The organism is Pseudomonas sp. NPDC089758 (genome assembly GCF_044748705.1).
GTDB lineage: Bacteria > Pseudomonadota > Gammaproteobacteria > Pseudomonadales > Pseudomonadaceae > Aquipseudomonas > Aquipseudomonas putida_X.
Map to the genome: position 1 here is coordinate 331128 of NZ_JBIVGN010000001.1, position 25983 is coordinate 357110.

Below are 25983 nucleotides of genomic sequence, written 5' to 3' on the forward strand. Positions count from 1 at the left end.
CCCTAAGACGCACATTCATCGCCGCACACACCATCGTCCGGCAGGTAAAAACTGCCGGCCTGCAAGATCCGGTCGAGCAGCATCAAGGCGCCCAGTACATTGGGTCGGGCGCCCATGGGCAACCTGCCGGTATCGGCTGACGTGGCATCCTTGTAGCCCGACTGCATCACCAGCAGGTGCATCTGCCGGGCGTTCAGGTAAAGGTGATGCTGTTCGATGGCGTAGGACTGGATCAAGGCCAGGGCGCCGGTGACCAGGGGTGTGGCGCTCGAGGTGCCGCCATAGTTGCTGGTGTAGTCGCGGTCGTGTTCGTTCTTGTCCTGCAGTGCGCCGTAACCCAGCGTCGCGACACTGTCGCCCCAGGCATTGAGCATGCTGTAGCGGTAGTTGTAGTTGGAGTACTGGTGCGCTTTGCCATCCCAGGAATGGCAAGCCCCCACCAGTATCGCGTCGGCGTCACCATGGTCGTTGAAATAGCGCCACTCACCAAGGTCGACACCATAGCCCTGTGTGGTACCGGCCTTGTCATCACTCTTGTAGGTGCCGTTGCACGCAGCATTGAGCACTACCGCACCGCGCTCGGTCAGCGCCTGGGTGACATCCCACCAGGTCTTTTCATGCAACGCAGGCAAGAACGTACCCAGCGCATTGGGGTTGGCCGTCTGCCGGTTGATAGCGACGATGTCTCCAGCTCTGGTGTAAGCCAGCAGGTTTTTCAGCGTTTGTGAGTAACTGCGCGCATCGATGGCCAGGTTGTCATACAGGTACAGCTCTGCCGCATGGCAAATACCGGTCATGCCCAGGCCGTTGTCACGCGCCGACAGCACACCGACCGATGCGGTGCCATGGTCTGCATCCCTGTTGATCGATGGCGGGATCACGTTCAACTTCGGGTTGCCCCGCAAGTCTTCATGGTTGGCATGCAGGCCACCATCGGAAAAGTGCACCCGTGCACCTCTGCCCTTCACGCCAGCCGCCCAGACTTTGCGAATGTTCAGGCCGCGGTACCTGGCATCGGGTGCATCCAGGTAACGCTGCAGGGCTTCGAAGTCCGGGGTGGGCTGGGCTTCTTCGTAGGCATCGGTGCCGGCGACATACGCCCCGCCAGTGATCAGTGTGGCAATCACAGCGGCCCCACCGAGCAACAGCAAGTTGCCGTGTTCGAGCTGAGGCGGCACGAATGCCGTGGCGTCGACGTAATCAAGGGCCTCCAGGGTCTGGATCAACGCGACGAACGTGTCGTTGAGCATGCTGTGGGGCTGCTCGATCCAGTAGTGATTGGCGAGCACTTTGAACCGCGCGTCCTCCCGTTCTAGATGGTCAAGAAACGGATGCACCTGGATCACGTGCTGCAGCCCAGGCCAGTATCTTGCCAGTACCGACCTGGCATCGGGCTGCAGGTCAGCCATGAGCCGCGCGTAGCCTCCTTCGGCGAACACCAGCACCAGCGCGGGGTAACGCTGGCCTTCGGGGCGATACGGGAATGCGCTCGCGGCCCGCACCGATCGCTTGCGCCGCGTGGAGGTGGACGATAACGGCACGCTGTCCAGAATGCCCCGGGTCAGTTCACCCGGGCTGATGTCGATGGCCAGAGGTGCTGGGCGCCATGTGGCGTCCGCTTCGGCGGGCAGGTTCAGCGCGAGGATTTCGCTGTCCATCAGCGTCACCAGCGGCCTGATCCTGTAGCTGCCCGCCAGCGCCTCGCAGCTCAACATGGCCGGGCAACCATGGTGGGCGACCTGCCCGCTACTGACCTGTGAAGCCACCGTAGCGCCATCCAGGTGGACCACATCTTCGCCTGCAATGCGCTCCAACAGGTAATGAATGGACTTGACCTTGTGCAGGTCGTTGCCGCTGCAACGCACATGGAAATGCCCATCGAAGGTGAAGTTGCGGTAGTACACGAAATCCAGATTCAAACGCATCTCGTCTTCCTTTCGTCTCGACTGGCCCGGCGATCGCGGGCGGGGGCGAAGCCTTGCAAGTGGTACCGTTGGAGCACAGACAGAAGCAGTTCCGGTGGTGCTGCCAAAGCGTGCGAAACGGTGGACTACACTTGCCCGGCACACGCAGTGACAACCGTCGAGGTACTGATGAGGAAAATCCCAACGCTGCTGGCCGCCCTGCTGCTCACCGCGGGGCTGGCCAGCACCGACAGCGCGGCATCAGCTGAACAACGCCCCCCTATCCGCTTTGGCGCCATCAACTGGGAAAGCGGCGCCCTGACCACCGCGATCCTGCGCCGGATCGTCGAGGACGGGTATGGCTACCCCACCGACACCCTCCCCGGCAGCACCGTCAGCATGGAAATCTCATTGGCGCGCAATGACCTGCAGGTCATCGCCGAGGAATGGGCCGGCCGCAGCCCGGCGTGGGTCAAGGCCGAGCAGGCCGGCCAGGTGTTCGCCTTGGGCGACACGGTGAAAAACGCTGTAGAAGGCTGGTGGGTACCGGCCTACGTGATCAAAGGCGACCCGGATCGTGGCCTGGAGGCGCTGGCGCCAGACCTGCGCACGGTCGACGACCTCAAGCGCTACCCGCAGGTGTTCAGCGACCCCGAAGCGCCAGGCAAGGGCCGCTTCCTCAACAGCCCCAGCGGCTGGACGTCCGAGATCGTCAATAGCCAGAAGCTCAAGGCCTATGGCCTCGACAGCCTGTACAACAACTTTCGCAGTGGCACGGGGGCCGCACTGGATGCGGAAGTCGATTCGGCCATCCGCCGCGACAAACCGGTACTGTTCTACTACTGGAGCCCAACACCGCTGATCGGCCGTCACGACCTGGTGCGCCTGCAGGAGCCGCCCTTCGATGCCCAAGCCTGGGCAACCCTCACCGACCCGAACAACCCGAACCCACGGGGCAGCGAGTCGCTGCCGGCGAAGCTGTCGATCGGTGTGTCCAAAGCGTTCAGGGAGAGCTACCCGGAACTGGTTGCCGTGTTCGAAAAGGTCGAGCTGCCGATCGATCGCCTGAACAAGGCACTTGCTGAAATGAGCGAAAAACGCCTGGCGCCGGAAGCGGCGGCAAAGGCGTTCATGCACAACAACCCAGACGTATGGAAGGCCTGGTTGCCCGCCGATGTGGCGGCCAAAGTCCAGGCGCAGTTGTGACCAACGCGGTACATTGTCGGCTCTTACCGGAAAAGGACGCACAGCATGCTGCGGATATTGGGCAGGGATTCTTCCATCAACGTGCGCAAGGTCCTCTGGGCCTGCATCGAGTTCGATGTTCCCTTCGAGCGCGAAGACTGGGGCGCAGGCTTTCAGCCCACGGACACGCCCGCGTTCCTGGCCCTGAACCCCAACGCCATGGTCCCGGTGATTCAGGACGGCGACTTCACGCTGTGGGAATCCAACACCATCATCCGCTACCTGGCCACGCGCTATGGCGATGCGCCGGTGTACCCCACCGAAGCCACGGCCAGGGCCAGGGTCGATCAATGGATAGACTGGCAGGCTTCGGACCTGAACCGCTCGTGGAGCTATGCCTTCATGTCGCTGGTGCGCCACTCACCGGCGCACCAGGACGCCCAGGCGCTGGCCGCCGGCTGCGCAGACTGGTCGCGCCATATGCGAATCCTCGAGCAGCAGTTGGCCACGACCGGTGCTTATGTGGCCGGTGACCGCTTTACGTTGGCCGATATCCCCATCGGGCTTTCGGTCAATCGCTGGTTCGAAACGCCCTTGGAGCACCCGCACCTGCCGGCGGTGCGTGATTACTATCAACGGCTGAGCGAGCATCCAGGCTTCCTGGCCCATGGCCGCAACGGAATGGCCTAGCGGGGCCGACGCCTGCGGGCGGGGCTGGCTGCAGCGCCTGCCCTAGAACCCAACCGTTGCCGACAGCAGCCAGGTACGCGGCGTAGACAGCGTCAGCCCTGGCTCGCTGTCATCCGACGCCCCGGCAGAGGCCCAGTAGCGCTCGTTCAGCACGTTCTCCACATTGGCGCGCAAGGTGACCTGGGTTGCGTCGACCCTGAAGGCATACCGCGCGCCGAGGTCCAAGCGCTCCCAGCCATCGATCTGCTTGCTGTTGTTCTGGTCCAGGTACTGGGAGCTGGAGTGGATGCCCCGTGCGGTGAAGGTCAGCCCGGCCAGCCCGGGCACATCCCATTCGGCGCCGAGGTTGACGTTGTACGCCGGGGTTGCCGGTGCGCGGTTGCCGTCGTAGGCGCCGCCAATAGTGTCAGTCAGCTCGCTGTCGATGTACATCACTCCGCCCAGCAGGCGAACGCCCGTCAGCGGCTCGCCGAATACGCTGAGCTCGATGCCACGGTTGTCGCGCTTGCCATTAGGGCCGAACACCCGTGAACCGGCATTGGTCTCGTAGGCGGGCTGGCGAATGCGGAAGGCGCTGGCGGTAAAGGCGACATGGCCCAGGTCGTACTTGGCGCCGACCTCCACCTGGCGGCTGGTGAACGGCGGGAAGATCTGGTCCTCGTTGACCGCAGTCGACGGTGCGATCTTGCCTTGGCTCAATCCCTCCATGTAGTTGGCGTAGAGCGAGAGCTGGTCGGTGACCTTGAGCAGCACACCGCCCGAGGGCGAGACCTTTTCCTCGTCGTAGGCGGTGTCGCCCTTGACGCCATCGCTCCAGTCATCCACCTGAACGCGCTGCCAGCGGGCCCCCAGCGTCAGCAGCAGGCGGTCGTCGAAAAAGCCGAGCGTATCGGCCAGCGCCAAGCCGGTGAAGCGGTTTTCGGTGTAGACCTTGGCATCGATCCGCGTCGGCGTGGTTGGGCTGGGTGTCGCGACCGGGTCATAGAGGTTGCTGGGCGCCGAGGCATAGCGCGCACCACCGTTTTCGAAGTCCATATAGAAGTAGGTGGCAGCCAGGTTCAGCTCATGGCTGACCGGCCCGGTATGGAACCAGTTGCGCAGGCCGGCCATGGCGGTGCGCACGGTTTCATCACGGGTGAAATCCCGTGGCTGGACGTTGAAATCACCCGCATCGTTGATGATCGAAACGTTGTGCCGCAGAAAGTCATGGTTGCTCTTGCGGGCACCGACCGCGCCGTAGGCCAACAACGCATCGCTGATATCGTACTCGGCATTGAGCGCACCAAAGGTATCGTTGGTGCGCGCCTGACTCCAGGCCTGGGCGTAGTTGTGATGCACCTGGTCGGCGTTCGGCACCTTGGCATTGGCGCCGATCAGTACCCGTTCCTGGGGCGCGTCGGTGTCACGCTCGGTGTGGCCGAGGTCAGCCGAGAGGCGCAAGCGCTCACCCCGAAAGTCCAGGCCCAGCACGGCCATCTCGCGTTCCACACGCTGGTGGTCCCATTCGGTGTCGCCGGACTGCTTCACCCCGTTGAAGCGCAGGCCGAACGAGTCGCCCTCACCAAAGCGCCGCCCGATATCCACCCCACCACCCACCTGGCTATCGGAGGCGTAGCTGCCGGTGAACTCGGTAAGCGGTGTATCCCCCGCGCGCTTGGGCACCACATTGATACCGCCGCCCACGCTGCCCCGGGGCGATATGCCATTGATCAGCTGGCTGGGCCCTTTGATGATGTCGACCCGGTCGGCCATCTCCATGTCGATCGAGTAGGTTGGCAGGATGCCGTACAGGCCGTTATAGGCGACATCGCTGTTGAACAGGCTGAAACCGCGGATGGTGAATTGCTCGAAACGCCCACCCGCCGGGTTGGTTGCCCGCACCGACGGGTCGCTGGCGACCAGGTCGCCCAACGTCCGGGCCTGTTGGTTCTTGACCAGGTCGCTGGTGTAGGTGGTCATGCTGAACGGCGTGTCCATGAAGTCGCGCGCGCCGAGCATGCCTTGCGCGCCCTGTCGGGCGACCTGGCCACCGGCGTAAGGCTGGGCTTGGCTACCCGCTGCAGGGCCGCCAATGATGTTGGTCGGGGCGATCTCCATTGCCTCGGCGCTTTGCGCTGCAGGCACCAGGGTGAAGGCCCCCTCGCCCACTTGCTGCCATTGCAGGCCGCTGCCCTGGAGCAGCTGCACGAAACCTTCGGCTACGCTGTAGCGGCCGGACAACCCGGCACTTTGCCGGCCCTTGAGCAGTGCCGGGTCGAGCGAAAGGCTGACCCCAGCCTGCTCGGCGAAGCGCGTCAGCGCCGCGCCCAGGCTGCCGGCAGGCACCTGATAGGCACGCCTGGCAACATCATCGGCAAAGGTGGGTGAACTCAACAACAGGCTCAGGGTGAAACCCAGGTGCATCCAGGGACGTGGGCGGCAAGGCTGTACTGCAGGCATTGAATGAAGCTCCCGTTATTTTTTCTACTGCTAATGACCGGCGAGTGGAAAAAAGGGGACAGCCTTACGCGCGTTTTTCTCGCGCCGTCAGCGTGACCCAATAACGGGTGCGCGCATGCACCTCCAGCGGCAGGCTGGCAGCCAGCAGTGACAGCGCGCGGTCCGTGTCGTCGAGGCGGAAGGTGCCGGTGACACGCAGCGTGTCCAGCGCCGGTGCCCAGCGCAAAACACCGGGGCGGTACCTGCGCAATTCACGCAACAAGTCGCCCAATGGCCGATCGTCCAGCCTCAGCACCCCGTCGCGCCAGCCCAGCAGCCAATCATCCAGTTCGCTTACCACGCTCACGCTGGCGGCCTGCAGGCTGGCCTGCTGCCCCGCCTGCAACGCCACGGAAGTGCCGCGCAGTGGTTGCAGCGTGGCGGTGCCATTGAGTACAGAAACCCGACAAGACTGATCGAACAGACGAACACAGGCCTCGCCTGCGTTGACCGCTACCTGGCCAAACGGTACCTGCACGGCCATGCTCACGCCTTGGGGGGCTTTGATGGCAACCTCACCGCGGACCAGGGTCAGCCGTCGCGCTGCCAGGTCAATGTTGACGGCACTGTCGGTGTTCAGCTGCAAGACCGTGCCATCGCCCAGCACCCGTCGACTGCGCGCCCCCACAGCGGTATGCACATCGGCGGTCCACGCATCCAGTGGTACCTGCCGACCAAGCAGCCAGGCGGCAGGAACCAGCGCGGCCACCCCCAACGCTTGCTTGAGCAGGGCACGACGCTCTGCGTCCGGGCGGTCGAGCGTGGCCAGCGCCAGCTCTCCGGGCAGCTGGGCAAAGCGTTGGCGCAGCAGCTGCGCCTTCTGCCAGGCCTGCTCATGCAGGGTGTTGCTGGCGCGCCACTGCGCCAGGCGCTGCAGCTCACCTTCACTGGCCTTGCCTGACTCCAGCAGTGCCAGCCAGCGCGCCGCCGTGCGTACGACTTCGCGGGCTTGAGCGGAAGGTTCGGCCATTACAGGTCCACCAGCAGGCAGTGCTCATAGGCCTGCGCCATGTAGCGTTTGACCGTGCGCTCGGATACCCCAAGGCGTTGCGCAATTTCGCTGTAGCCCAGGCCTTCCAGCTGGCTCCAGAGAAAGGCCTTGCGCACCGGCGCGTTGAGACCGTCGAGCAGTTCATCCAGCGCTTGCAGGGTTTCGAGCAAGATCCAGCGTTGTTCCGGCGATGGCAGGCACTGCTCAGGCAATCGTGCCAGTGCGTCCAGGTAGGCTTGCTCCAGGCTGCGGCGCTTGTGGAAATTGCTCAACAGGCGCCTGCCGACGGTCAACAGGTAGGCGCGCGGTTCGCGGATTTCGGCCAGTGGCTGGGCACTGGCCAGCACTTTCAGAAAAGTGTCCTGGCTCAGGTCGGCCGCATCCCAGGCGTTGCTCAGGCGCCGGCGCAGCCAGGCTTCCAGCCAGCCACGGTGCTCACGGTACAGGGCAGGCAAGCTGTGCTCCGGGGGCGTCGCGGCGTCAGTCATGGGGAAGGCCCTGCAGTGGCGTAAATAGAAGTGATTCTATTTTACGTTGCGGTGCAGATCCAAGGGGTTTGTGTTCACGGGACCGTCAGGACGCCTGTGAATGTCCTCCCACAGGAGGTCTGCGCAGTATCTGTAGGGGGTAGGCTTGCTGAGGATGTTCTGGCGTGCTGGCCAGAGCGGTGGCTTGCGAATAGTGCTGCAAGTACCGGCCCCATCGCCGGCAAGCCGGCTCCCGAAGGGATTTGCGCCGGTTTATAGAAATTGGGCAAGACGGTTGCTTGCACAGGTAAAGCACAGGCCTGATGAACTGCGCGGTCGCGGTGGGAGGCACCGGCTTTGCCGGTGATCGCCGGCAAGCCGGCACACACAGGGATCGCGCCGGCTTTTAGAAATTGGGCAAGACGGTTGCTTGCCAGGTAAAGCACAGGTCTGATGAACTGCGCGGTCGCGGTGGGAGCCGGCTTGCCGGCGATGGGCTGCGCAGCAGCCCCCCCATAGCGGTGCGGTAATAGCCCGAGCGCCCTCGACGGGACCAGTTCAAGCCTGGCTAAGATCAACAAGGCTCGCCGGTTGCTGTGGAATGACGCACAGCGAAACGGCATGATCGGTGCCCCCCCTGAAAGGAACTCGACATGCAAGCATCCCCTCCCAATGACCTCCCCCGCTACCGGCTGATCACCGGCAAGGACGATGCTGCGTTCTGTCGCAGAATATCGGACATACTTGCCTTGGGGTATGAACTGCATGGTTCGCCAAGCCTCACCTATGACCCCCAGCAACAGTGCGTCATCGCAGGCCAGGCGGTGGTATGGCCGAGCGCCAAGGGCCAGCCTCAGCACGGCTGACTACACCAGGCTGATGCCGGGCAGGGAACGTCTGCCCCGCTACGCCCTCCCACAGTAATGCAGGGCGAACGGCGCGCTGCCCATTAATGCTTGGAGAACTGGCTCAGATGAAAAAGATCCTGATGGTGCTGACATCCCACGATCAGTTGGGCGACACCGGCAAGAAAACCGGCTTCTGGCTGGAGGAGTTTGCCGCACCTTACTACGTGTTCATCGACGCCAACGCCGACGTCACCCTTGCCTCGCCCAAAGGCGGGCAGCCACCGCTGGACCCCAAAAGTGACGAGGACGATGCGCAAACCGACGCGACCCGGCGTTTTCGCAGTGATACCGAGGGGCAGATGGCACTGGCCGACACGGTACCGCTGAGCGAAATCGACCCTTATGACTTCGACGCCGTATTCTACCCCGGTGGCCATGGGCCGCTGTGGGACCTGGCCGAGGACACCGACTCCAAGACGCTGCTCGAAGCCTTCTATGCATCCAACAAGCCGATTGCCGCCGTGTGCCATGCACCGGGGGTGTTCAAGAACGTCAACGCGCCAGACGGCCACCCTGTGGTCAAGGGCAAGAAAGTGACCGGGTTCGCTAACAGCGAGGAAGATGCGGTCGGGCTGACTGATGTGGTGCCCTTTCTGGTCGAGGACATGCTCAAGCACAACGGCGGCGAGTACTCCAAAGGCCCGGACTGGGCAAGCCATGTGGTCGAGGACGGGCATCTGATCACTGGGCAGAACCCGGCATCGTCCGAAGCGGTGGCCAAGGCGCTGCTCAAGCGCCTGGCAGCCGAGTAGGCCCGCTGCACCATGATGCTGAACGCACTCATCTGCGGCGCCAGCCAGGGCATCGGCCTGGCGCTTTGCGAGCAGCTGCTGGCACGCAACGACGTGGCGCGGGTGTGGGCAGTGTCACGCCAGGCCAGGGGCAGCCAAGCCCTGGCCGCGCTCGCCGCTGCACATGGCGAGCGCCTGGTGCGTATCGATTGCGACGCCCGCAATGAGCAGGCCCTTGAAGCATTGGCCAGCGAGGTCAGCCGCATCTGCACGCACCTCGATCTGGTCATAAGCACCTTGGGCATTCTGCAGCGCGACGGGGCCAAGGCGGAAAAGGCCCTGGCCCAACTCGACCTGGCGGGCCTGCAGGCCAGCTTCGCTACCAATGCGTTCGCGCCGGTGCTGCTGCTCAAACACCTGCTGCCGCTGCTGCGCAAGCAGCCCTGCACCTTTGCCGCGCTTTCGGCCAGGGTCGGTTCCATCGGCGACAACCGCCTGGGCGGCTGGTACAGCTACCGCGCCAGCAAGGCCGCGTTGAACCAGCTGCTGCATACGGCCAGCATCGAACTCAAACGGCTCAACCCGGCCTCTACGGTGCTGGTGCTGCACCCCGGCACCACCGATACCCAGCTTTCCCAACCTTTTCAGGCGAATGTGCCCGCCGAACAATTGTTTGCACCTGCATTCGCTGCGCAGTGCATCCTGGAGCAGATTGGCCGGCTTGGGCCGGCGGACAGTGGCACCTTCTGGGCGTGGGATGGTCAGCCGATCACCTGGTGACATTGCCAAGGTCAAGCCGGTGCATGGCGCAAGTGCTCTGGCACTCGATCCAAGCAGTGCCGAAGACCCGCCCCATGCCCCTGACAGCGCACTGCTCAATCCGCGAAGTTGATCACCATGCGGCCCTTGATCTTGCCTTCCAGCATCTCTTCGAAAATAGCGTTGATGTCTTCGATCGGCCGCAACGTCACCTTCGGTACCACCTTGCCTTGCGCGGCAAACTCGAAGGCTTCAGCCAGGTCCTGGCGGGTACCGACCAATGAGCCGACCACTTCGATGCCATCGAGCACCAGGCGCGGAATGTCCAGGCTCATGGCCTCTGGCGGCAGCCCGACCGCCACCAGCCGGCCCCCGGCACGCAGCGCATCGACTGCAGAATTGAACGCGCTTTTCGACACCGCCGTCACCACGGCCGCCTGCGCGCCGCCGGTTTTCGCCTGGATGACCTTGGCTACATCCTCACTGCGCGCATTGACCACCAGGTCAGCGCCCATCTCACGGGCGAATGCCAGCTGCTCATCGTTCACGTCAATCGCGATGACCCGGGCGTTGAAGACATTCTTCGCATACTGCAGGGCCAGATTGCCCAGCCCGCCGAGGCCATAGACCGCAAGCCACTGCCCGGGGCGGATGTTGGACGATTTCACCGCCTTGTACGTGGTCACACCGGCGCAGGTGATGCTGCTGGCGGCAGCCGAGTCGAGCCCGTCAGGCACCTTCACCGCGTAGTCGGCCACCACGATGCACGCCTCGGCCATGCCGCCGTCGACGGTATAGCCCGAGTTCTTCACCTCACGGCACAGCGTTTCGTTACCGCTGTTGCAGTACTCGCAGTGCCCACACCCTTGGAAGAACCACGCCACGCTGGCGCGGTCGCCCGGCTTGAGCGACGTGACGCCCGGGCCTACCTCCACCACCACGCCAATCCCTTCGTGGCCGAGGGTCACACCCGTCTTGTCACCGAAATCGCCATTCTTGACGTGCAGGTCGGTGTGGCACACGCCACAGCACTGCATCTTCAGCAACGCTTCACCGTGGGCAAGCGGGCGCAGGTTTTTTTCCACCACGTCCACGCGTTGCCCTTTGGCCACAACTGCAGCTTTCATGAATGCCTCCTTGATTACCTGAGTGAGCTTGAGTCGAAGCGTTCAGCATAGTGGTGGTTTGGCCGCAAAACTTGCTGCAGGTCAGGGTCTGTGACGATAGGTGGCCGGGTTTGCTAGGATTCGGCCTAGCCTGCTGACAAGGCGCCCCAGCTCCATCACCAGGAAGCCCGCCATGCCCTACCCCATCGAACAGAAACTCGTCGTCGGCGTCGCTTCCAGTGCACTGTTCGACCTGACCGTCTCGGACGATATCTATCAGGCAGATGGCGTGGAAGCCTACCGCCTGCACCAGGAGGCCAACCTTGACGTGCCCTTCCCCAAAGGTGTGGCATTCCCCTTTATCCGCCGCTTCCTGAGCATCAACAAAGCGTTCCCCGAGCAGTTGCCCGTAGAAGTGGTGCTGCTCTCGCGCAACTCACCCGAAACCGGCCTGCGGGTGTTCCGCTCCATCGCCCATTACGGCCTGGACATCACCCGCGCCGCGTTCATGTCCGGCCGCTCGCCCTACGAATACATCCCCGCCTTCAACGCCTCGCTGTTTCTAAGCGCCCACGAAGGGGACGTGCAGCGCGCCATCGACGCCGACTACCCTGCCGGCCTGGTGTTGCCGAGCAAGATCTACGATGACGAGATCGACACCGAATTACGGGTGGCCTTCGACTTCGATGGGGTGATCGCCGATGACGAAGCCGAAAGCGTGTACAAGCAGCGCCAGGACCTGACTGAGTTTCAGGCCCACGAGCATGCGCACAAGACGATTCCGCATCAGCCGGGGCCGTTGGCAGACCTGTATCGCAAACTTTCGCTGATCCGCACGCTGGAAGATCAGAAGTTGGTGCAGGACCCAACGTACAAACGCATTCTGCGCATCGCCATCGTCACCGCGCGCAATGCTCCGTCGCATGAACGTGTGGTGACTACCTTGAAAAACTGGGGCGTTTCGCCGGATGAATCGTTCTTTCTTGGGGGAATGGAGAAGAGTCGAGTGCTGTCGATTCTCAAACCGCACATGTTCTTTGATGACCAGCGCAGCCATCTGATGTCGGCGGCAGGGAATTTACCGATGGTCCATGTGCCGTTTGGGGTAGCCAACAAAAGGCTAGAGTGGCCCGCGAACGAAGCTGCCAAAACGACCACGGCACGCTTGAAGATGAATTGAAAGCGCTGCTTCAACCACGTCGTTCGAACGCTCTGCTCACCACCTCGTGGATGCACCCCGGGTGGCACGGCCAGCGCACCTGGCAGGCCCAGCACATGCCACCTACAACGTGGTAGGCATGCCGCGCCGGTCCAGCTCGAACACCTTGGTACGCTGCAGGCAATCGCGCAACCACAGGGCAGCCTTGCCCGGCCGGTGCTGCTGATGCCACAGCAGGTCCACGCCGACCAGCCAGTCGGTGTGCGGATAGGCCTGCAGTTGCAGCTCGATCAACTCCCCGGCGTCCAGCTCCCGCTGCACCAGCTGCCGTGGCAGGGTCGCCCACCCCAGGCCACCGCGCACCATCTCCACCAACGCCAGGTAGCTCTCAGCCTGCCAGAGCTGCGCAGTACGCAGGTATTCGCTGCTGGGCAGCTTTAGTGCGTGGGCGAAGAAGGCCAGCCGGCGGTGGGCGTGCAGGTCGGCGAAGGTGCAGGTTTGCAGTTGCGCCAGCGGGTGGGTGGCGTGGCAGACATGCGCCATGATCAATTTGCCCAGCTGCTGGAAGGCCAACGCAGGCGGGTAGCCCGGCTGGGAAAACGCGATGCCCAGGTCTGCCTCACCTTTATGCACCATCTCGCTGACATCGCCGTGCACCGGGTGACGAATCAGCAAGTCGACGAAGGGAAAGGCCTGGTCGAACGCTTTGAACACCGGGATCAGTGACCCATACGGCACCTCGATGGCGAGCGTGAGCGCAGGCTCGGCCTGCTGGGCCAAGTTGTCGGCGCTGCCCTCCAGGGCGTAGCAACGCTCAAGGATGCCCTCGGCTCGCAGCAGCAGTTTATGCCCGGCGGCGGTCAGTGCCGGTATGCGGCTGCTACGGTCGAAAAGCGCCACGCCCAGGTCGGTTTCTAGGTTGGCGATTGCAGCGCTGACGGTGGACTGCGTACGCCCCAGGCGCCGCGCCGCTGCCGAAAACGAGCCCGCTTGTACCGCGGCAACGAACACCTGCAATTGCTCCAGCGAAAAACGCATTCTTACCCCCTGCCAACCCAACGAACCATCGATGCTAACGATGGTTACTCATTTGTTCCATCGTTTGTTTCGCCGGATCATCAGCCTCGACCACGCTTGCAGCTGCCCTGTTCAAACCCTGCGCTGCGTGTCACTCCAGGCGCCGATAACAACGAAAAGAGCCGCACCTTCAGGAGATTCACGCCATGAGCCCATGCAAGGTCCACGCTGTAGACGAAGTATTACCGCTGCGCCAACTGTTCACCTTTGGCCTGCAGCACGTACTGGTGATGTATGCCGGCGCGGTCGCGGTACCGCTCATCCTCGGCAGCGCACTGGGCCTGACCCAGGCGCAGGTGGTGACGCTGATTAACGCCAACCTGTTCACCTCGGGTATCGCCACCCTCATCCAGACCCTCGGTTTCTGGCGCTTCGGGGCGCGCCTGCCGTTGATCCAGGGCTGCTCGTTCATCGCGCTGGCACCGATGATCATGATCGGCAAGCAGTTCGGCCTGCAGGAGGTGTTTGGTGCGGTGATTGCCGCCGGCGCTATCACCATCGCCCTCGCGCCGCTGTTCAGCCGGCTGCTGCGCTTCTTCCCGCCGGTGGTGATCGGCAGCCTGATCACCATCATCGGTATTTCGCTGATGCCTGCAGCGGCCATCTGGCTGGGGGGCGGCGACCCGGGCGCGGCGGACTTCGGCGCCCCCGCCAACCTGTTGCTGGGCATCGCGACGGTGGCCATCACGCTGGTGATTCATGCGCGCTTTTCAGGCTTTATCGGCAACCTCAGCGTGCTGCTCGGCCTGTTGGGCGGCAGCCTGTTGGCCGCAGCCTTCGGCATGACGCACTTCGGCAAAGTCAGCCAGGCCGCGTGGTTCGAGCTGAGCCCGCCCATGGCTTTCGGTGCGCCACAGTTCTCCACCACGCCAATCCTCATCATGGTGCTGGCCATGCTGGTGATCATGGCCGAAACCACCGGCAACTGCCTGGCCATCGGCAAACTGGTCGGCAAGCCCACAGACGCCACCACACTGGGCGACGCTTTCCGCGCAGACGGGCTATCGACGATGCTCGGCGGGCTGTTCAACAGTTTCCCGTACAACGCCTTCACCCAGAACACCGGGTTGATCGCGCTTTCCAACGTCAAGAGCCGCTTTGTGGTGGCCGCCGCCGGCGCAATCATGGTGCTGATGGGGTTGTTTCCGAAACTGGGCGCGCTGATCGCTGCCGTGCCCACGCCGGTGCTGGGCGGCTGCGCCATCGTCATGTTCGGCATGACCACGGTGGCCGGGATCCAGGCGCTCTCCCGCGTACCGTTCGAAGGCACCCGCAACGGCATCATCGTTGCCGTTTCGATCAGCATCGGCGTATTGCCAATGTCCTTCCCCGGGCTGTTCCAGCACCTGAGCGGCCCGCTCAAGCTGGTGCTGGAGAGCGGTATTTTCCTCGGCGCGATCACGGCGATCACGCTCAATCTGCTGCTCAACAACACCAAGACCACTGACCCGGACCGCGCCGATGCCAGCGTGGCCAAGTGAGCCTTTTACCCCTGCCGATCCCAGGAGCAATCATGACCACTCTCCACACCCCTGCCGCCGCCGACCTGTCCGCCCTCGACCTGGACCTGCTACGCCAGTCGATGCGCCTTGCAGAGCAGGCCAAAGCACGCGGTCGTCACCCCTTTGCGGCCATTGTCGCCGATGCCCAAGGCCGGGTGATCGCCAGCGCTGGCAACAACTCCATGCCGCCCGAAGGCGACCCCACCCAACACGCCGAACTGGTCGCCGCAGCCCTGGCTGCCAAAGCCCTGCCAGCCGAAGCACTGGCCAACTGCACGCTCTACACCAGCGCTGAACCCTGCTGCATGTGCGCCGGTGCCGTGTACTGGACCGGTATCGGCCGGGTGGTGTATGCGCTGTCGGAACATACGCTGCTCGAACTGACCGGGGACCACCCGGAAAACCCGACGTTTTCCTTGCCATGCCGCGAGGTGTTCGCCCGCGGCCAGCGTGAGATCGTCGTGCACGGCCCGCTGTTGGAGGACGAAGCCGCTGCGGCGCACAAAGGGTTCTGGAAATGAGCATGGGCACTCACTGAGCCCAAGAAGCGCCAGGCAGGCTCACCGAGCTGCCTGGCAGCTTGAACCGGCTGCGGGCCGGCTCACTGCGGTTGGCGGTTACGCCTGGCCAGCAATGCGCGTGCCGCCACAGCAGCCACCACCAGGCCCGGTGAGGCTGCCAGCAGCAGCCCACCCACCCCCGTACCGGCGGCCAGAATCTGCCCCGCCGCCAACGGCCCGGCCATCGAACCCAAACGCCCGATGGCTACCGAAGCCCCCACCCCCGTGGCCCGAACCTGAGTCGAATACAGTGTCGGCGCCAGTGCGTACAGCACCAGTTGGCCGCCGATGGCGCAATACCCGGCAACGAAACCGGCCACCAGCATGAACGCAAAGCTCGTCGACAGGCCAAGCCCCGCCAGCGCTGCCAGCATGCCGATGTACGCGATGAACACTGCGCGCCGGGCATGGCCCTTGTCCATCATCCGCCCGGTGAGGAACGAGCCCGCCGCACCGCCGAGGTTGAACAGGATCTGTACCATGCCAGCCTGCGGGCGGCTGAAACCTTGCCCGATCAGCAACGACGGCAACCAGTTGAGCAGCATGTACAACACGGTAAGGGTAAAGAAGCACGCCACCCACAGCAGCAAGGTGCGGCTTGCATGCCCAGGCCCGAACAGCTGGGCCAGCATGCCTTGGCCGGCAATCTTTTCACCGGTTTGCGCCCGAAACGCCTGGGACTCTTTCAGCCATACCACCAGCACCACGGCGATGACGATTGGCGCGATACCGCCCACATAGAACACTACCCGCCAGTCTTCGCCCAACGGCGCCATGCCGATGATCGAAGCGATGGCGCCGCCCAGGGGTACGCCACAATACGTGATGCTCACCGCGGTGCTGCGCAATTGCTCGGGCGCCGCCTCACTGGCCAGGGCAATGAGGATGGGCAACGCCGCCCCCAGCCCCAGCCCCGTCATCAGCCGTGCGACCAGCAGTGAGGCGTAGCTGTCGGCCAAGGCAGTACCGAGCGAAAAACCACCGAAGAGCAGCACCGCCACGATCAGGATGTTCTTGCGGCCCAGCCGGTCGGCGAGCCAACCACCGATGAAGGCGCCGGGCAACAACCCCAGCAGCCCAGCGCTGAACACCCAGCCAAGCATCGCCGGGGTCAGCGCGAACGCCTTGGCCATGTGCGGTGCGGCGATGCCGGTCGCCTGAAGGTCGAGGCCTTCGAGCAGTGCCACGAGAAAACACAGGCCGATGGTAAGCACCGGCTTGCTTGAGGACGAGGATGAATCACGCATGGGTAGGCCCTTTTGTTGTTATGCGTTGGGTTGGGATCAAAGCCTGAACGTGGCACGTAACGAGATGAACGAAGAATCTTCCCCACCGGCGTCCTTGATGGCGGAACTGACGTCGTAGTACTTCAGGTCGACGTCCAGGGTCAGATTGGGTGTCGCCAACCAACGGGTGTTGGCGCGGTAGATGGTGCCCACATGGCGCCCGGTGCCCCGGGTGTTGGCCAGCATGCTCATGCCAGGCATGTACACACCGTCTTCTGCACGCTGCTTCCACACCTCGAAGACGCCCGGCTCGAAGCGCAAGGTACGCCAGGGTGAAAAGCCCAACGTCGGCCCGACCACGATGAGGTTGCTCAAGGTGGTCAGGCTGGCCTCGCCATAAACGCCATTGCGCGGGAACAGCGGGTCGAAGGTGTTGACCTTGCCATCGCCCAGTTCGCGGTCACCGCTGGCGGCGTCGATGCGCATGCCCAACCGCGGCTGCCAGGGGTGCGCGAAGGTGTAGCCGGTGTCGCTGGACAGTGCCCAGGCACGGATCGAGGCATTGCCCAGGTGGCCGGTCTGCCCGGCCAGGTTCCAGCTCCAGTCCAGGGCCTGCTGGCGGCCGAACAGCCGCGTGCCGAAGGTATAGCGTTGCTCATCGCCCGCTTCACCCGCCAGGCTGCGGTCATCGGTTTCCAGGCCGAAGGCGAACAGGTCGATGTTCCAGGCTGGCGTCAGCGGCAAGGTGCCGTACAGGCCATAGAACTTCACCGCATTGTTGCTGCCGTCGTCCCAGCTGTCCTCGCCGGTCTTGAGCGGCCGAAACGCGAAGGCATCGAGCTTGCGGCCGTCCTTGAGGTTGAGGCTGGCACGCACGCCATCGAAGCTCAGGCGGATGTTGGGTGAGTCCCGGTAGGTGACCCACGCCTGGTCGCCAAGCCCCATCTCCTGGCGGCCAATGCGGGTGGTATAGCGCCCTTGGGCAAAGTCATGATTGAAGTCGACGAAGGCCTGGCGCACTTCATTGCGGCTTTCATCGTTGGGGGAGTACAGGTCCTTGCCGAAAGCCCGGGTGTTCTCCACCTGGACGAACGTGCGCACAGCATCATCGAACAGATGCAGGTCGGCGTGCGCCTGCAAGCGCTGCATCAGGTAGGAGTCGTCGTTCAACCCGCGCAAGCCGAAAAATGGCTTGTTGAATACATCGGCCCGGTAACGGGCTTCGGCCCCCAGCTGCAGCCAGGCCGACTCGGACAAGCGATGGTAGCGCACCCCATCGAATGGGTCGCTGGCCTTGGCCGGGGCATCCAGGAAGCGATAGTCCTCGACCCAGCGAGGCGCACCGGGCCGGCCTGGCCGGCTCTGTTCAAGCGGACTGGCCGCCTGCACGCATTGGCCTATGGAAAGCAGTACAACGGGCACCCACCACCGGTTCAACGGCCTGGTCATCAGAATTTCCCTTTACTTGTTTTTATGAAATTGGATAACTCTGTTAACGATTATTTTTGTTAACCATCTTGCCGTCAATAGGGGGAGGCAAACTACCTGACATTGGCCAAATCCAGCGTTCGTTTATCGAACGCTTTTTCCCAGGGCGCCTGCGCAGTCGCCGTCATGGCCGTTAACATGAGTGTCGCGGGCTCTCTACCTTGAGGGCACGCCGCCACGACCCCCACAAAAAACAAAAAGAGCACTCTGATGAACTGCCTCAAATCCCTTGCCGCTCTCGGCCTGCTCATGCTTGGCACCAGCCAGGCCATGGCCACGCCAACCGTTAAACAACCAAACATTCTGCTGATTGTTGCCGATGACCTCGGCTTCTCTGACCTGTCGGCCCTGGGCAGCGAAATCCAGACGCCCAACCTGGACAAGTTGCTGACCGACGGCCGCCTGATGCTGGACTTCCACGCGGCGCCAAGCTGCTCCCCTACCCGCGCCATGCTGATGTCTGGCAACGACCCGCACCTGGCAGGGCTGGGCATGATGGCCGAAGCACGCAAGCGCTTGCCGGCCGGCGTTGCGGTGCGCGCCGGTTACGAAGGGGTACTGGGCAGCAACGTCGCGACCCTGGCAGAACTGCTGCACGATGCTGGCTACCGCACCTACATCTCCGGCAAATGGCACCTGGGCATGCAGCCTGCGCAGCAGCCCCAGAACCGCGGCTTCGACCAGGCCTACGTGCTGCTCGAAGGCGGCGCCGCGCATTTCAAGCAGGCCAACATGGCGCTGCAGCCCAACTACAGTTCCACCTTCCGCCACAATGGCGACCCCATCGAACTGCCTGACGACTTCTACTCCACCACCTGGTTCACCGACCGCCTCATCGCCGCCATCGACGATGGCAAGGCCAGCAACAAACCCTTCTTTGCCTTTGCCGCCTACACCGCGCCGCACTGGCCCTTGCAGGCACCGGATAAATACCTGGCGCAATACCGCGGCCGCTACGACCAGGGCTATGAGGTGATCGCCCGCGAGCGCCTGGCGCGCCAGCGCAAGGCCGGGCTGGTGCCAGCTGACTTCCCCCTCGAGCCGCAACTGGAAGGTGTACCGGGCTGGGCCACGCTGAGCGAACAGCAACAACGGCAATCGGCGCGCACCATGGAGGTGTACGCGGCCATGGTGGCGGCCCTGGATGCTGAGGTCGGGCGCCTGGTCGATCACCTGCGCCAAACCGGCGAGCTGGACAACACACTGGTACTGTTCATGTCCGACAACGGGCCGGAAAATGCCACCCGCGTCGACCCCAACTGGATCAAGGAACACTTCGATAACCGCCTGGCCAACTACGGCCGGCGTGATTCGTTCCTGATGATCGGCTCGGCCTGGGCGCAAGTCAGTGCCCTGCCCAGCCGCCGCTACAAGATGACCACCTACCAGGGCGGCATCCGCGTGCCTGCCTTCGTTTACCACCCGGCCAGCATCAAGGCCGGACGCAGCGATGAGATGGCCAGTGTCAGGGACATCATGCCGACCCTGCTGCAACTGGCCGGCGCGCCGATGCCCGGCATCAGCTACCGCGACCGCGCCATCGTGCCGCCACAGGGCACCTCGGCGCTGGACTACCTGCAAGGCAAGGACACGCGGATCCACGCCCATGACGAAGCGCTGGGCTGGGAAATCAACGGCAGCGCCTCGCTGCGCAAGGGGCCGATGAAACTGCTGTGGGACGCCACCGACAGCACCCCGGCCTGGCACCTGTACGACCTGAGCAAAGACCCCGGCGAACACCATGACATCGCTGCTGCACACCCCCGGCAGGTGAGCGACCTGCTGCGCGACTGGAAGGCCTATGCCCAGCGCAGCAACATCGCCATCGACGCTGACGGGCGCCCCGCCAGCCCCGCCATGCCCCTGGCCAGCAAACCATGATGGCCCGGGTAGCCGGCTGCGCGCTGCTCGCCGCTGGCTTGCTCGCCGTGGCCTACGGCGCCTGGCCACACGCCCCGGCGCCGGTACTGCTGTGCGATGGCTACAGCGGCTTACCCGGCAGGCAAGATGGCATGGTGCACTTGCCGGGGGGCGCCTTCACCTTCGGCTCCGACCGTTTCTACGATGAAGAAGGCCCGCCACATGCGGCAAAGGTGTCGGGCTTCTGGGTCGACAGGCACCCGGTCACCAACGCCCAGTTCGCCCGGTTCGTGGCCGTTACCGGCTACCGTACCCAGGCCGAACGGGGCATCAGCGCCGAGGCGGACCCCACCCTGCCCGACACGCTGCGCGTGCCGGGCGCTATGGTGTTCCAGCAAGGGCCGAAGGTGCTCGCTCCCGGCTGGCAGTTCGTGCCGGGGGCCAGCTGGCGACACCCGCAAGGCCCTGGCAGTGACCTGGCAGGGCTGGAAAACCACCCGGTGGTGCAAGTGACACTGGAAGATGCCCAGGCCTACGCGCGCTGGGCGGGCCGTGCACTGCCCAGCGAAGCGCAACTGGAATACGCCATGCGTGGCGGGCTGGACGATGCCGACTTCAGTTGGGGCAAGACTGAACTGCCCAAGGGCAAGCTGATGGCCAACACCTGGCAGGGCCAGTTCCCCTACAACAACACGGCCGCCGACGGTTTCAGCGGTACTTCACCGGTGGGCTGCTTCCCGGCCAACCGGTTTGGTGTGTTCGATGCAGGGGGCAATGTCTGGGAGCTGACCCGCACCGGTTACCGCCCGGGCCACGATGCGCGACGCGACGCGGCCCTCGACCCGCCCGGCCCCGCCTTGAGCGAAAGCTACGACCCGGCCGAACCCGGCGTACCGGTGGTGGTGATCAAAGGCGGATCGCACCTGTGCTCAGCGGACCGGTGCATGCGTTACCGGCCCTCGGCGCGCCAGCCCCAGCCGGTCTTTATCGCGACTTCACACGTGGGGTTCAGAACGGTTCGGCAATGAAAGGCAATGGGCAGGCGGCCGCCTCGACAGCGGCCACTTGCCGGTCGAAGTCAGGCAGCAGGTAGCTGAAAAAGAAGGTGGTGCTTTCATGCTTCTCACGCCGTAGCGGCGCCTCGGCCGGCAACGCGTCGAGGCAGCGAACGGTGCGGGCCCAGGCAAAGGCCTGCAGCGCCGTGGCGCACACCTGCAGGAAGGCCCCCGCCGCGCGATAGGGGTATTCCACGCTGTGCGCCGCACTGCGCTCAAGCGTGGCAACCAGCCCTTGCAACCGGTCGCAGATCACGCCGAGTGCCTCGGCCGCCGCGCCCGGGGCAGCAACAGCCTCCGCGCGCAGCTCGCCCAGCAGCAGCGCGAAACCTTCACCGCCATCGCCCAGCACTTTGCGCAACAACAGATCGTTGGCCTGAATTTCGTTGGTGCCTTCGTAGATCATCGCAATCCGGCTGTCGCGCAGCACCTGCTCGATGGCGAACTCGCAGGTGTAGCCGTAACCGCCAAACACCTGCAGCGCTTTGCTCGACAGGCTGAAACCGTAGTCAGTGAACGCTGCCTTGACGATGGGCGTCAGCAACGCCGCCAGCGTCGCCGCTTTGGCGCGCAGCGCAGGGTCGGCAGAGGCGTCGGCCACATCCAGCCAGTGCGCCGTCCAGTAGCCCAAGGTGCGCATGCCTTCGCTACGCACCCGCAACTCCAGCAGCGCAAGGCGCATGGCAGGGTGCAGGTGAATGGGGTCGGCAGCAGCCCCCGGCCAATGCCCGGGGGCGCGCATCTGGCGACGCTCCCATGCATAGTCACGGGCCAGTTGCCAGGCGGCTTCGGCGTGCCCCAACCCTTGCAGGCCAACATGCAGCCTGGCCGAATTCATCATCACGAACATGGCCGCCAGGCCACCGTGGGCCTGCCCGACCAGCCAGCCTCTGGCACCCTCGAAGCGCAGCGCACAGGTGGCGCTAGCGCGAATGCCCAGCTTGTGCTCCAGGCCATCGCACTGCACCCCATTGCCCACACCACCTTCCAGGCCGTTGGGTACCAGCAGCAATGACAGCCCGCGGCTGCCTGCCGGGGCGTCGGGCAAACGCGCCAGCACCAGGTGCAGGATGTCGCGGGTCAGGTCGTGGTCGCCGCCGGAAATGAACAGCTTGTTGCCGGTAACGGCGTAGCTGCCATCGCCCAGCGGTTCGGCACGGCAGCGCAGCAAGGCAAGGTCACTGCCGGCCTGTGGCTCGGTCAGGCACATGGTCGGCAGGCTTGCGCCGCTGACGATGCCGGGCAGGTAACGCGCCTGCAATTGGGCGCTGCCATGGGCCTTCAGGCACAGGTAGGCGCCATGAGCGATGCCAGTGTACATGGCCCAGCCGTGGTTGCTGGCAAAGAGCATTTCCTGAACGGCCGCATCCAGTACCAATGGCAAGCCTTGGCCGCCGAACCGAGGCTCGCAGGCCAGCGCCGGCCAGCCGCCGTCCACGTAGGCCCGATAGGCTGCGGCAAAGCCGTCCGGCGTGCGCACCCTGCCCTGCTCCAGCCGGCAGCCCTGGCGGTCGCCGGAAGCATTCAGCGGCGCCAGAACCTGTTCGCTGAAACGGGCGGCCTCCTGCAGCACCTGCAGGGCCAGTTCCAGATCGACGTCGGCGTAGGCCGGCAGGTGCTGCCAGGCCTGGTCGGCCCTGAGCCAATGCTCAAGCACGAATTGCATGTCTTGCAGGGGAGCCTTCCAGGCCATGGGAGTCCTCGGGTTCAAGCCGCGAAGTGGGGGTTTTCGATCAGCACCGCCATGCCCTGGCCGCCGCCGATGCAGGCCGCAGCGATGCCATACCGCAGGTTGCCCTGGCGCAGTTGGCGGGCCAGGGTATGCACCAGGCGCAAGCCGGTGGCGGCCAAGGGGTGGCCCAGGGCGATGGCCCCGCCATGGACGTTGAGTTTTGCCTCATCCAGTTGCAGGGCCTGGGCCACCGCCAGCACCTGGGCGGCTTGCGCTTCGTTGATTTCGAAGCGGTCGACCTGCTCAAGGCGCAGGCCACTGCGCTCGAGCAGCAGGGCAATCGCCGGGGCCGGCCCGATGCCCATGGTGCTGGGGGGCACACCCACGGCGGTGGCCATCAGCAGGCGGGCCAACGGTGGCTGGGTGCACGTGGAAAAACGCGTCACCAACGCTGCCGCCGCGCCATCGACCACCGCACAACTGTTGCCCGCGGTTTGCACGCCACCGGCGTGCACCGCACGCAAGCGGGCCAGCGCTGGGGCATCGGTAGACCGCGGGTGGCTGTCGTGGCTGACATGGGCCACCCCGCGTGGCAGTTCGATGCCGCGCGGCAGGCAGCCGTCAGCGCTGAAAGCCTCTGCCGTGATCTGGACGATTTCCTCATCGAACCAGCCCTGCTGCTGAGCCTGCAGCGCACGCTGATGGCTGCGCAGCGCCCAGGCGTCCACCGCCTCGCGGCCAAGGCCATGCGCGCGTGCCAGGTTTTCTGCGGTACCGATCATGTCCACTCCGGCAGCCGGGTCGTACAACGCCTCCCAGAGAAAGTCCTTGAACCCTACCGGCGCGCCGAGGCGAAAGCCGCCACGGTGTTCATAAGCCGCGATCGGGTTGCGCGACATCGACTCGGCGCCCACGCACAGTACCTGCTGCACGCCACTGCGCAACTGTTCCCCGGCCTGGCGCAACAGCTCCAGGCCGGTGCCGCAGATACGCTGCACTGCCAGTGCGGGTACGGCTTGCGGCACCCCGCAGTACAGCCCGATATGGCGCGGCAGCAGATACGCATCGAAACTGGCCTGGGCCATGCTGCCGGCCAGCACGCTGTCCACCGCCTGTGGGGCGATACCGGCCCGTGCCAGCACCGCCCGCCCGGCCTTGATGCCCAAGTCGATCGGTGAAACCGCGGCGAGCGCACCGCCAAGGTCGACCCAGGGCGTACGGACCATCTCCACGATGGCCACATCATCGAACGCCGTGCACAGCCCGGCACTGCTCACGGGCGCACCTGCGCGGGCAGCACGGTCGGGTCTTCGCCACGGTACAGCGCCGCTACCTTGTCAGCCCGGCGCTGCAACACCGCGCGCTGGTTGATCGAACCTTTGTCGGTGATCTCCCCGGCGTCGATCGACGGCGGCTCTACCAGCAGTGACAACCATTCGATGCGGCTGGCGTTGCCCTGGGCGTCACGGTTCAGGCGCTGCAGCCAAGCAGCGAACCAGCTGCGCACCGCGTCGCTGCCGAGCACGTCGGCATCGCTGGCTTCGGGCGATAGCCCGGCCAGTTGGCGGCATTCGGGCAAACGCGGGAACACCAGGATGCCCAGGCATTCGCGATCCGGCGCGGCCACCACGATGTCCTGCACATAGGGCGAGCCTTCGAGCACCGCACGGTTACGCAGCGGGCCGACGCTGACGAACACGCCGGACGACAATTTGAAGTCTTCGGCAATACGCCCATCGAACATCAGGCCCTGCTCGGGCTGCTGCGCATCGGCGAGCTTCAAGGCATCGCCCGAGCAGTAAAAGCCTTCATCATCGAACGCCTCGGCCGTTTGCTGCGGCGAGCGCCAATAGCCGGGCATGATGTGCGGGCCGCGAAAGCGCGCCTCCAGCTTGCCGTCCAGCGGCACCAGCTTCACTTCGCAACCTGGGGCAGGCAAGCCCACGTAGCCGGCCAGGGACAAAGGCCCGGTAGTGAAGGTGCAGGACGGCGCCGCCTCGGTCATGCCCAGGCCAGCCATCATGCGGATGCGCTCGCCACAGTGCTGCTCGGCGATGCGGTCCAGGCGGTCCCACACGCTTTGCGAAAGCCCGGCGGCAGCGAAGAAAAACAGCTTCATGCGGGCAAAGAACACCTCGCGTAACTGCGCGTCCTGCTCCAGTGCCTTGACCAGCTCTTCCCAGCCCTTGGGCACGGTCAGGTAGGCGGTGGGGGAAATTTCGCGCAAATTGCGCAAGGTTTCGCCGAAGCCTTGCGGGGTGGGCTTGCCGGCATCCAGGTAGAAGCTGCCGCCGTTGTACAGCACGATGCCCAGGTTGTGGCTGCCGCCGAAGGTGTGGTTCCACGGCAGCCAGTCCACCAGCACCGGCGGCTCTTCGGCGAACACCGGGAAGGTCTGCAACAGCATCTGCTGGTTGGCGCACAGCATGCGTTGGGTGGTGACCACCGCCTTGGGCAGTTTGGTGGAGCCAGAGGTGAAGAGAAACTTGGCGATAGTGTCGGGCCCGGTGGCGGCAAACGCGGCGTCGGCGCGCGCAAGGTCGCACGGCTGCAGCAGGCTGTCGAAGCTCAGGTGCCGACGGCCCGGGGCCTGGCCATGCACGCTCACCACCGCCACCGAGGCATCCAGGACGGCATCGAAGGCCCGCTGGAACGGTTGGGTGTCGGTGGTGAACACCAGCCCTGGGGTCAGTACCTCACACACATGGCGCAACTTGGCGAAGTCCTGGGACAACAGTGCGTAGGCCGGCGACACCGGGCAATACGGGATGCCGGCATACATGGCGCCCAAGGCGATCTGCAGGTGCTCGATATCGTTGCCGGAAAAAAGCGCCAGCGGCCGCTCGGCGCTCAGGCCAAAGCCCAGCAGGTTGGCGGCGATGGTACGGACCTGCACGAGCATTTGCGCGTAGGTGATCGCGCGCCAGGCCCCATCGGACTGCCGCGCGGCAATGAAGGTAGTGTCCGGGCGCTGTACGGCCCAGTGCAGCAGCCGGTCGAGCAGGCGCGCCGGCAGCGGCGCCAGGGGCTCGACGGCTTGCATGCGCAATATGCCGTCGGCCTCGCTGAACTGCACCTGGGGATGCCCGATGGACACCTGCCGGTAGCGCGGGCTTTGGCCAGGGTCGCGCGACCCTGTGCGGGCTTGGTTATTCACGCAGGTTG

General features: G+C 64.5%; 21 protein-coding genes. 10 read left to right on the forward strand and 11 right to left on the reverse strand.

The features are described from left to right. Positions 1-2: 2 nt before the first annotated feature. Positions 3-1925 (reverse strand): S8 family serine peptidase, encoded by a 1923-nt coding sequence (locus ACIPZH_RS01580; RefSeq protein WP_400634783.1) that lies wholly within the window; start codon positions 1923-1925, stop codon positions 3-5. 168 nt (positions 1926-2093) lie between these two features. Here ACIPZH_RS01580 and ACIPZH_RS01585 point away from each other — a divergent pair, with 168 nt between their 5' ends. Next, positions 2094-3110, forward strand: a complete 1017-nt coding sequence (locus ACIPZH_RS01585; protein ID WP_400634785.1) for an ABC transporter substrate-binding protein — start codon at positions 2094-2096, stop codon at positions 3108-3110. 45 nt (positions 3111-3155) lie between these two features. Further along, the gene (locus ACIPZH_RS01590) at positions 3156-3779 is read left to right on the forward strand and encodes a glutathione S-transferase family protein (RefSeq protein WP_241806428.1); all 624 of its coding nucleotides are present in this window, start codon (positions 3156-3158) and stop codon (positions 3777-3779) included. 42 nt (positions 3780-3821) lie between these two features. On the opposite strand, the gene ACIPZH_RS01595 is transcribed toward ACIPZH_RS01590, so the two are convergent. The 3 genes from ACIPZH_RS01595 to ACIPZH_RS01605 all read right to left on the reverse strand — a co-directional run bounded on the left by ACIPZH_RS01595 (position 3822) and on the right by ACIPZH_RS01605 (position 7736). Continuing rightward, positions 3822-6218 carry a TonB-dependent siderophore receptor gene (locus tag ACIPZH_RS01595; protein WP_400634787.1) on the reverse strand — a complete coding sequence of 799 codons (2397 nt, stop codon included), beginning with the start codon at positions 6216-6218 and terminating at the stop codon, positions 3822-3824. A gap of 64 nt (positions 6219-6282) precedes the next feature. Continuing rightward, the gene (locus tag ACIPZH_RS01600; protein ID WP_400634789.1) at positions 6283-7227 is read right to left on the reverse strand and encodes a FecR domain-containing protein; all 945 of its coding nucleotides are present in this window, start codon (positions 7225-7227) and stop codon (positions 6283-6285) included. Continuing rightward, entirely contained in the window at positions 7227-7736 is a 510-nt protein-coding gene (locus ACIPZH_RS01605) for a sigma-70 family RNA polymerase sigma factor (protein ID WP_400625277.1), read from the reverse strand. Before ACIPZH_RS01605 ends, ACIPZH_RS01600 begins: the two co-directional genes overlap by 1 nt. 632 nt (positions 7737-8368) lie before the next feature. Between ACIPZH_RS01605 and ACIPZH_RS01610 the strand changes: the two genes are divergently transcribed. The 3 genes from ACIPZH_RS01610 (at position 8369) to ACIPZH_RS01620 (ending at position 10134) form a co-directional block, all read left to right on the forward strand. Then, a complete protein-coding gene (locus ACIPZH_RS01610; protein ID WP_400634791.1) occupies positions 8369-8581 on the forward strand; it encodes a DUF1737 domain-containing protein in 213 nt (70 codons plus the stop codon). Positions 8582-8688: 107 nt separating this feature from the next. Further along, positions 8689-9375 (forward strand): type 1 glutamine amidotransferase domain-containing protein, encoded by a 687-nt coding sequence (locus tag ACIPZH_RS01615; protein WP_241806435.1) that lies wholly within the window; start codon positions 8689-8691, stop codon positions 9373-9375. Positions 9376-9387: 12 nt separating this feature from the next. Further along, complete coding sequence (locus ACIPZH_RS01620) at positions 9388-10134, forward strand: SDR family NAD(P)-dependent oxidoreductase (protein WP_400634793.1); 747 nt, start codon at positions 9388-9390, stop codon at positions 10132-10134. A 95-nt stretch (positions 10135-10229) separates the two neighbouring features. On the opposite strand, the gene adhP is transcribed toward ACIPZH_RS01620, so the two are convergent. Next, positions 10230-11240, reverse strand: a complete 1011-nt coding sequence (gene adhP, locus ACIPZH_RS01625) for an alcohol dehydrogenase AdhP (RefSeq protein ID WP_349974389.1) — start codon at positions 11238-11240, stop codon at positions 10230-10232. 172 nt (positions 11241-11412) lie between these two features. On the opposite strand from adhP, the gene ACIPZH_RS01630 reads away from it, so the two are divergent. Beyond that, positions 11413-12399, forward strand: coding sequence for a 5'-nucleotidase (locus ACIPZH_RS01630; RefSeq protein ID WP_400634795.1), 987 nt, complete (start codon positions 11413-11415; stop codon positions 12397-12399). Between the two features lie 102 nt (positions 12400-12501). Here ACIPZH_RS01630 and ACIPZH_RS01635 read toward each other — a convergent pair whose 3' ends face one another. Then, positions 12502-13416: a LysR family transcriptional regulator gene (locus ACIPZH_RS01635; RefSeq protein WP_400634797.1), complete on the reverse strand. Its 915-nt coding sequence runs from the start codon at positions 13414-13416 to the stop codon at positions 12502-12504. A gap of 185 nt (positions 13417-13601) precedes the next feature. Here ACIPZH_RS01635 and ACIPZH_RS01640 point away from each other — a divergent pair, with 185 nt between their 5' ends. Both ACIPZH_RS01640 and ACIPZH_RS01645 read left to right on the forward strand, forming a co-directional pair. Further along, the gene (locus tag ACIPZH_RS01640; protein WP_400634799.1) at positions 13602-14936 is read left to right on the forward strand and encodes a nucleobase:cation symporter-2 family protein; all 1335 of its coding nucleotides are present in this window, start codon (positions 13602-13604) and stop codon (positions 14934-14936) included. 32 nt (positions 14937-14968) lie between these two features. Beyond that, complete coding sequence (locus ACIPZH_RS01645) at positions 14969-15478, forward strand: nucleoside deaminase (protein ID WP_241806441.1); 510 nt, start codon at positions 14969-14971, stop codon at positions 15476-15478. Between the two features lie 80 nt (positions 15479-15558). Here ACIPZH_RS01645 and mhpT read toward each other — a convergent pair whose 3' ends face one another. Both mhpT and ACIPZH_RS01655 read right to left on the reverse strand, forming a co-directional pair. After that, positions 15559-16764: a 3-(3-hydroxy-phenyl)propionate transporter MhpT gene (gene mhpT, locus ACIPZH_RS01650; RefSeq protein WP_400634801.1), complete on the reverse strand. Its 1206-nt coding sequence runs from the start codon at positions 16762-16764 to the stop codon at positions 15559-15561. 36 nt (positions 16765-16800) lie between these two features. Next, on the reverse strand, positions 16801-18192 hold the full coding sequence (locus tag ACIPZH_RS01655) for an alginate export family protein (RefSeq protein ID WP_400634803.1): 1392 nt from the start codon (positions 18190-18192) through the stop codon (positions 16801-16803). Positions 18193-18441: 249 nt separating this feature from the next. On the opposite strand from ACIPZH_RS01655, the gene ACIPZH_RS01660 reads away from it, so the two are divergent. Next, positions 18442-20112, forward strand: a complete 1671-nt coding sequence (locus ACIPZH_RS01660) for an arylsulfatase (protein WP_400634805.1) — start codon at positions 18442-18444, stop codon at positions 20110-20112. Further along, positions 20109-21119 carry a formylglycine-generating enzyme family protein gene (locus ACIPZH_RS01665; RefSeq protein WP_400634807.1) on the forward strand — a complete coding sequence of 337 codons (1011 nt, stop codon included), beginning with the start codon at positions 20109-20111 and terminating at the stop codon, positions 21117-21119. The genes ACIPZH_RS01660 and ACIPZH_RS01665 overlap by 4 nt, the downstream gene beginning before the upstream one ends. Here ACIPZH_RS01665 and ACIPZH_RS01670 read toward each other — a convergent pair. Genes ACIPZH_RS01670 through ACIPZH_RS01680 form a run of 3 tightly spaced genes read right to left on the reverse strand, consistent with a single transcriptional unit; the run spans position 21100 to position 25975 of the window. Next, positions 21100-22839, reverse strand: a complete 1740-nt coding sequence (locus ACIPZH_RS01670; protein ID WP_400634809.1) for an acyl-CoA dehydrogenase family protein — start codon at positions 22837-22839, stop codon at positions 21100-21102. The genes ACIPZH_RS01665 and ACIPZH_RS01670 overlap by 20 nt on opposite strands. 14 nt (positions 22840-22853) lie before the next feature. Continuing rightward, positions 22854-24095 carry a thiolase family protein gene (locus ACIPZH_RS01675; protein ID WP_400634811.1) on the reverse strand — a complete coding sequence of 414 codons (1242 nt, stop codon included), beginning with the start codon at positions 24093-24095 and terminating at the stop codon, positions 22854-22856. Beyond that, on the reverse strand, positions 24092-25975 hold the full coding sequence (locus ACIPZH_RS01680; RefSeq protein WP_400634813.1) for a feruloyl-CoA synthase: 1884 nt from the start codon (positions 25973-25975) through the stop codon (positions 24092-24094). Before ACIPZH_RS01680 ends, ACIPZH_RS01675 begins: the two co-directional genes overlap by 4 nt. Positions 25976-25983: the final 8 nt, after the last annotated feature.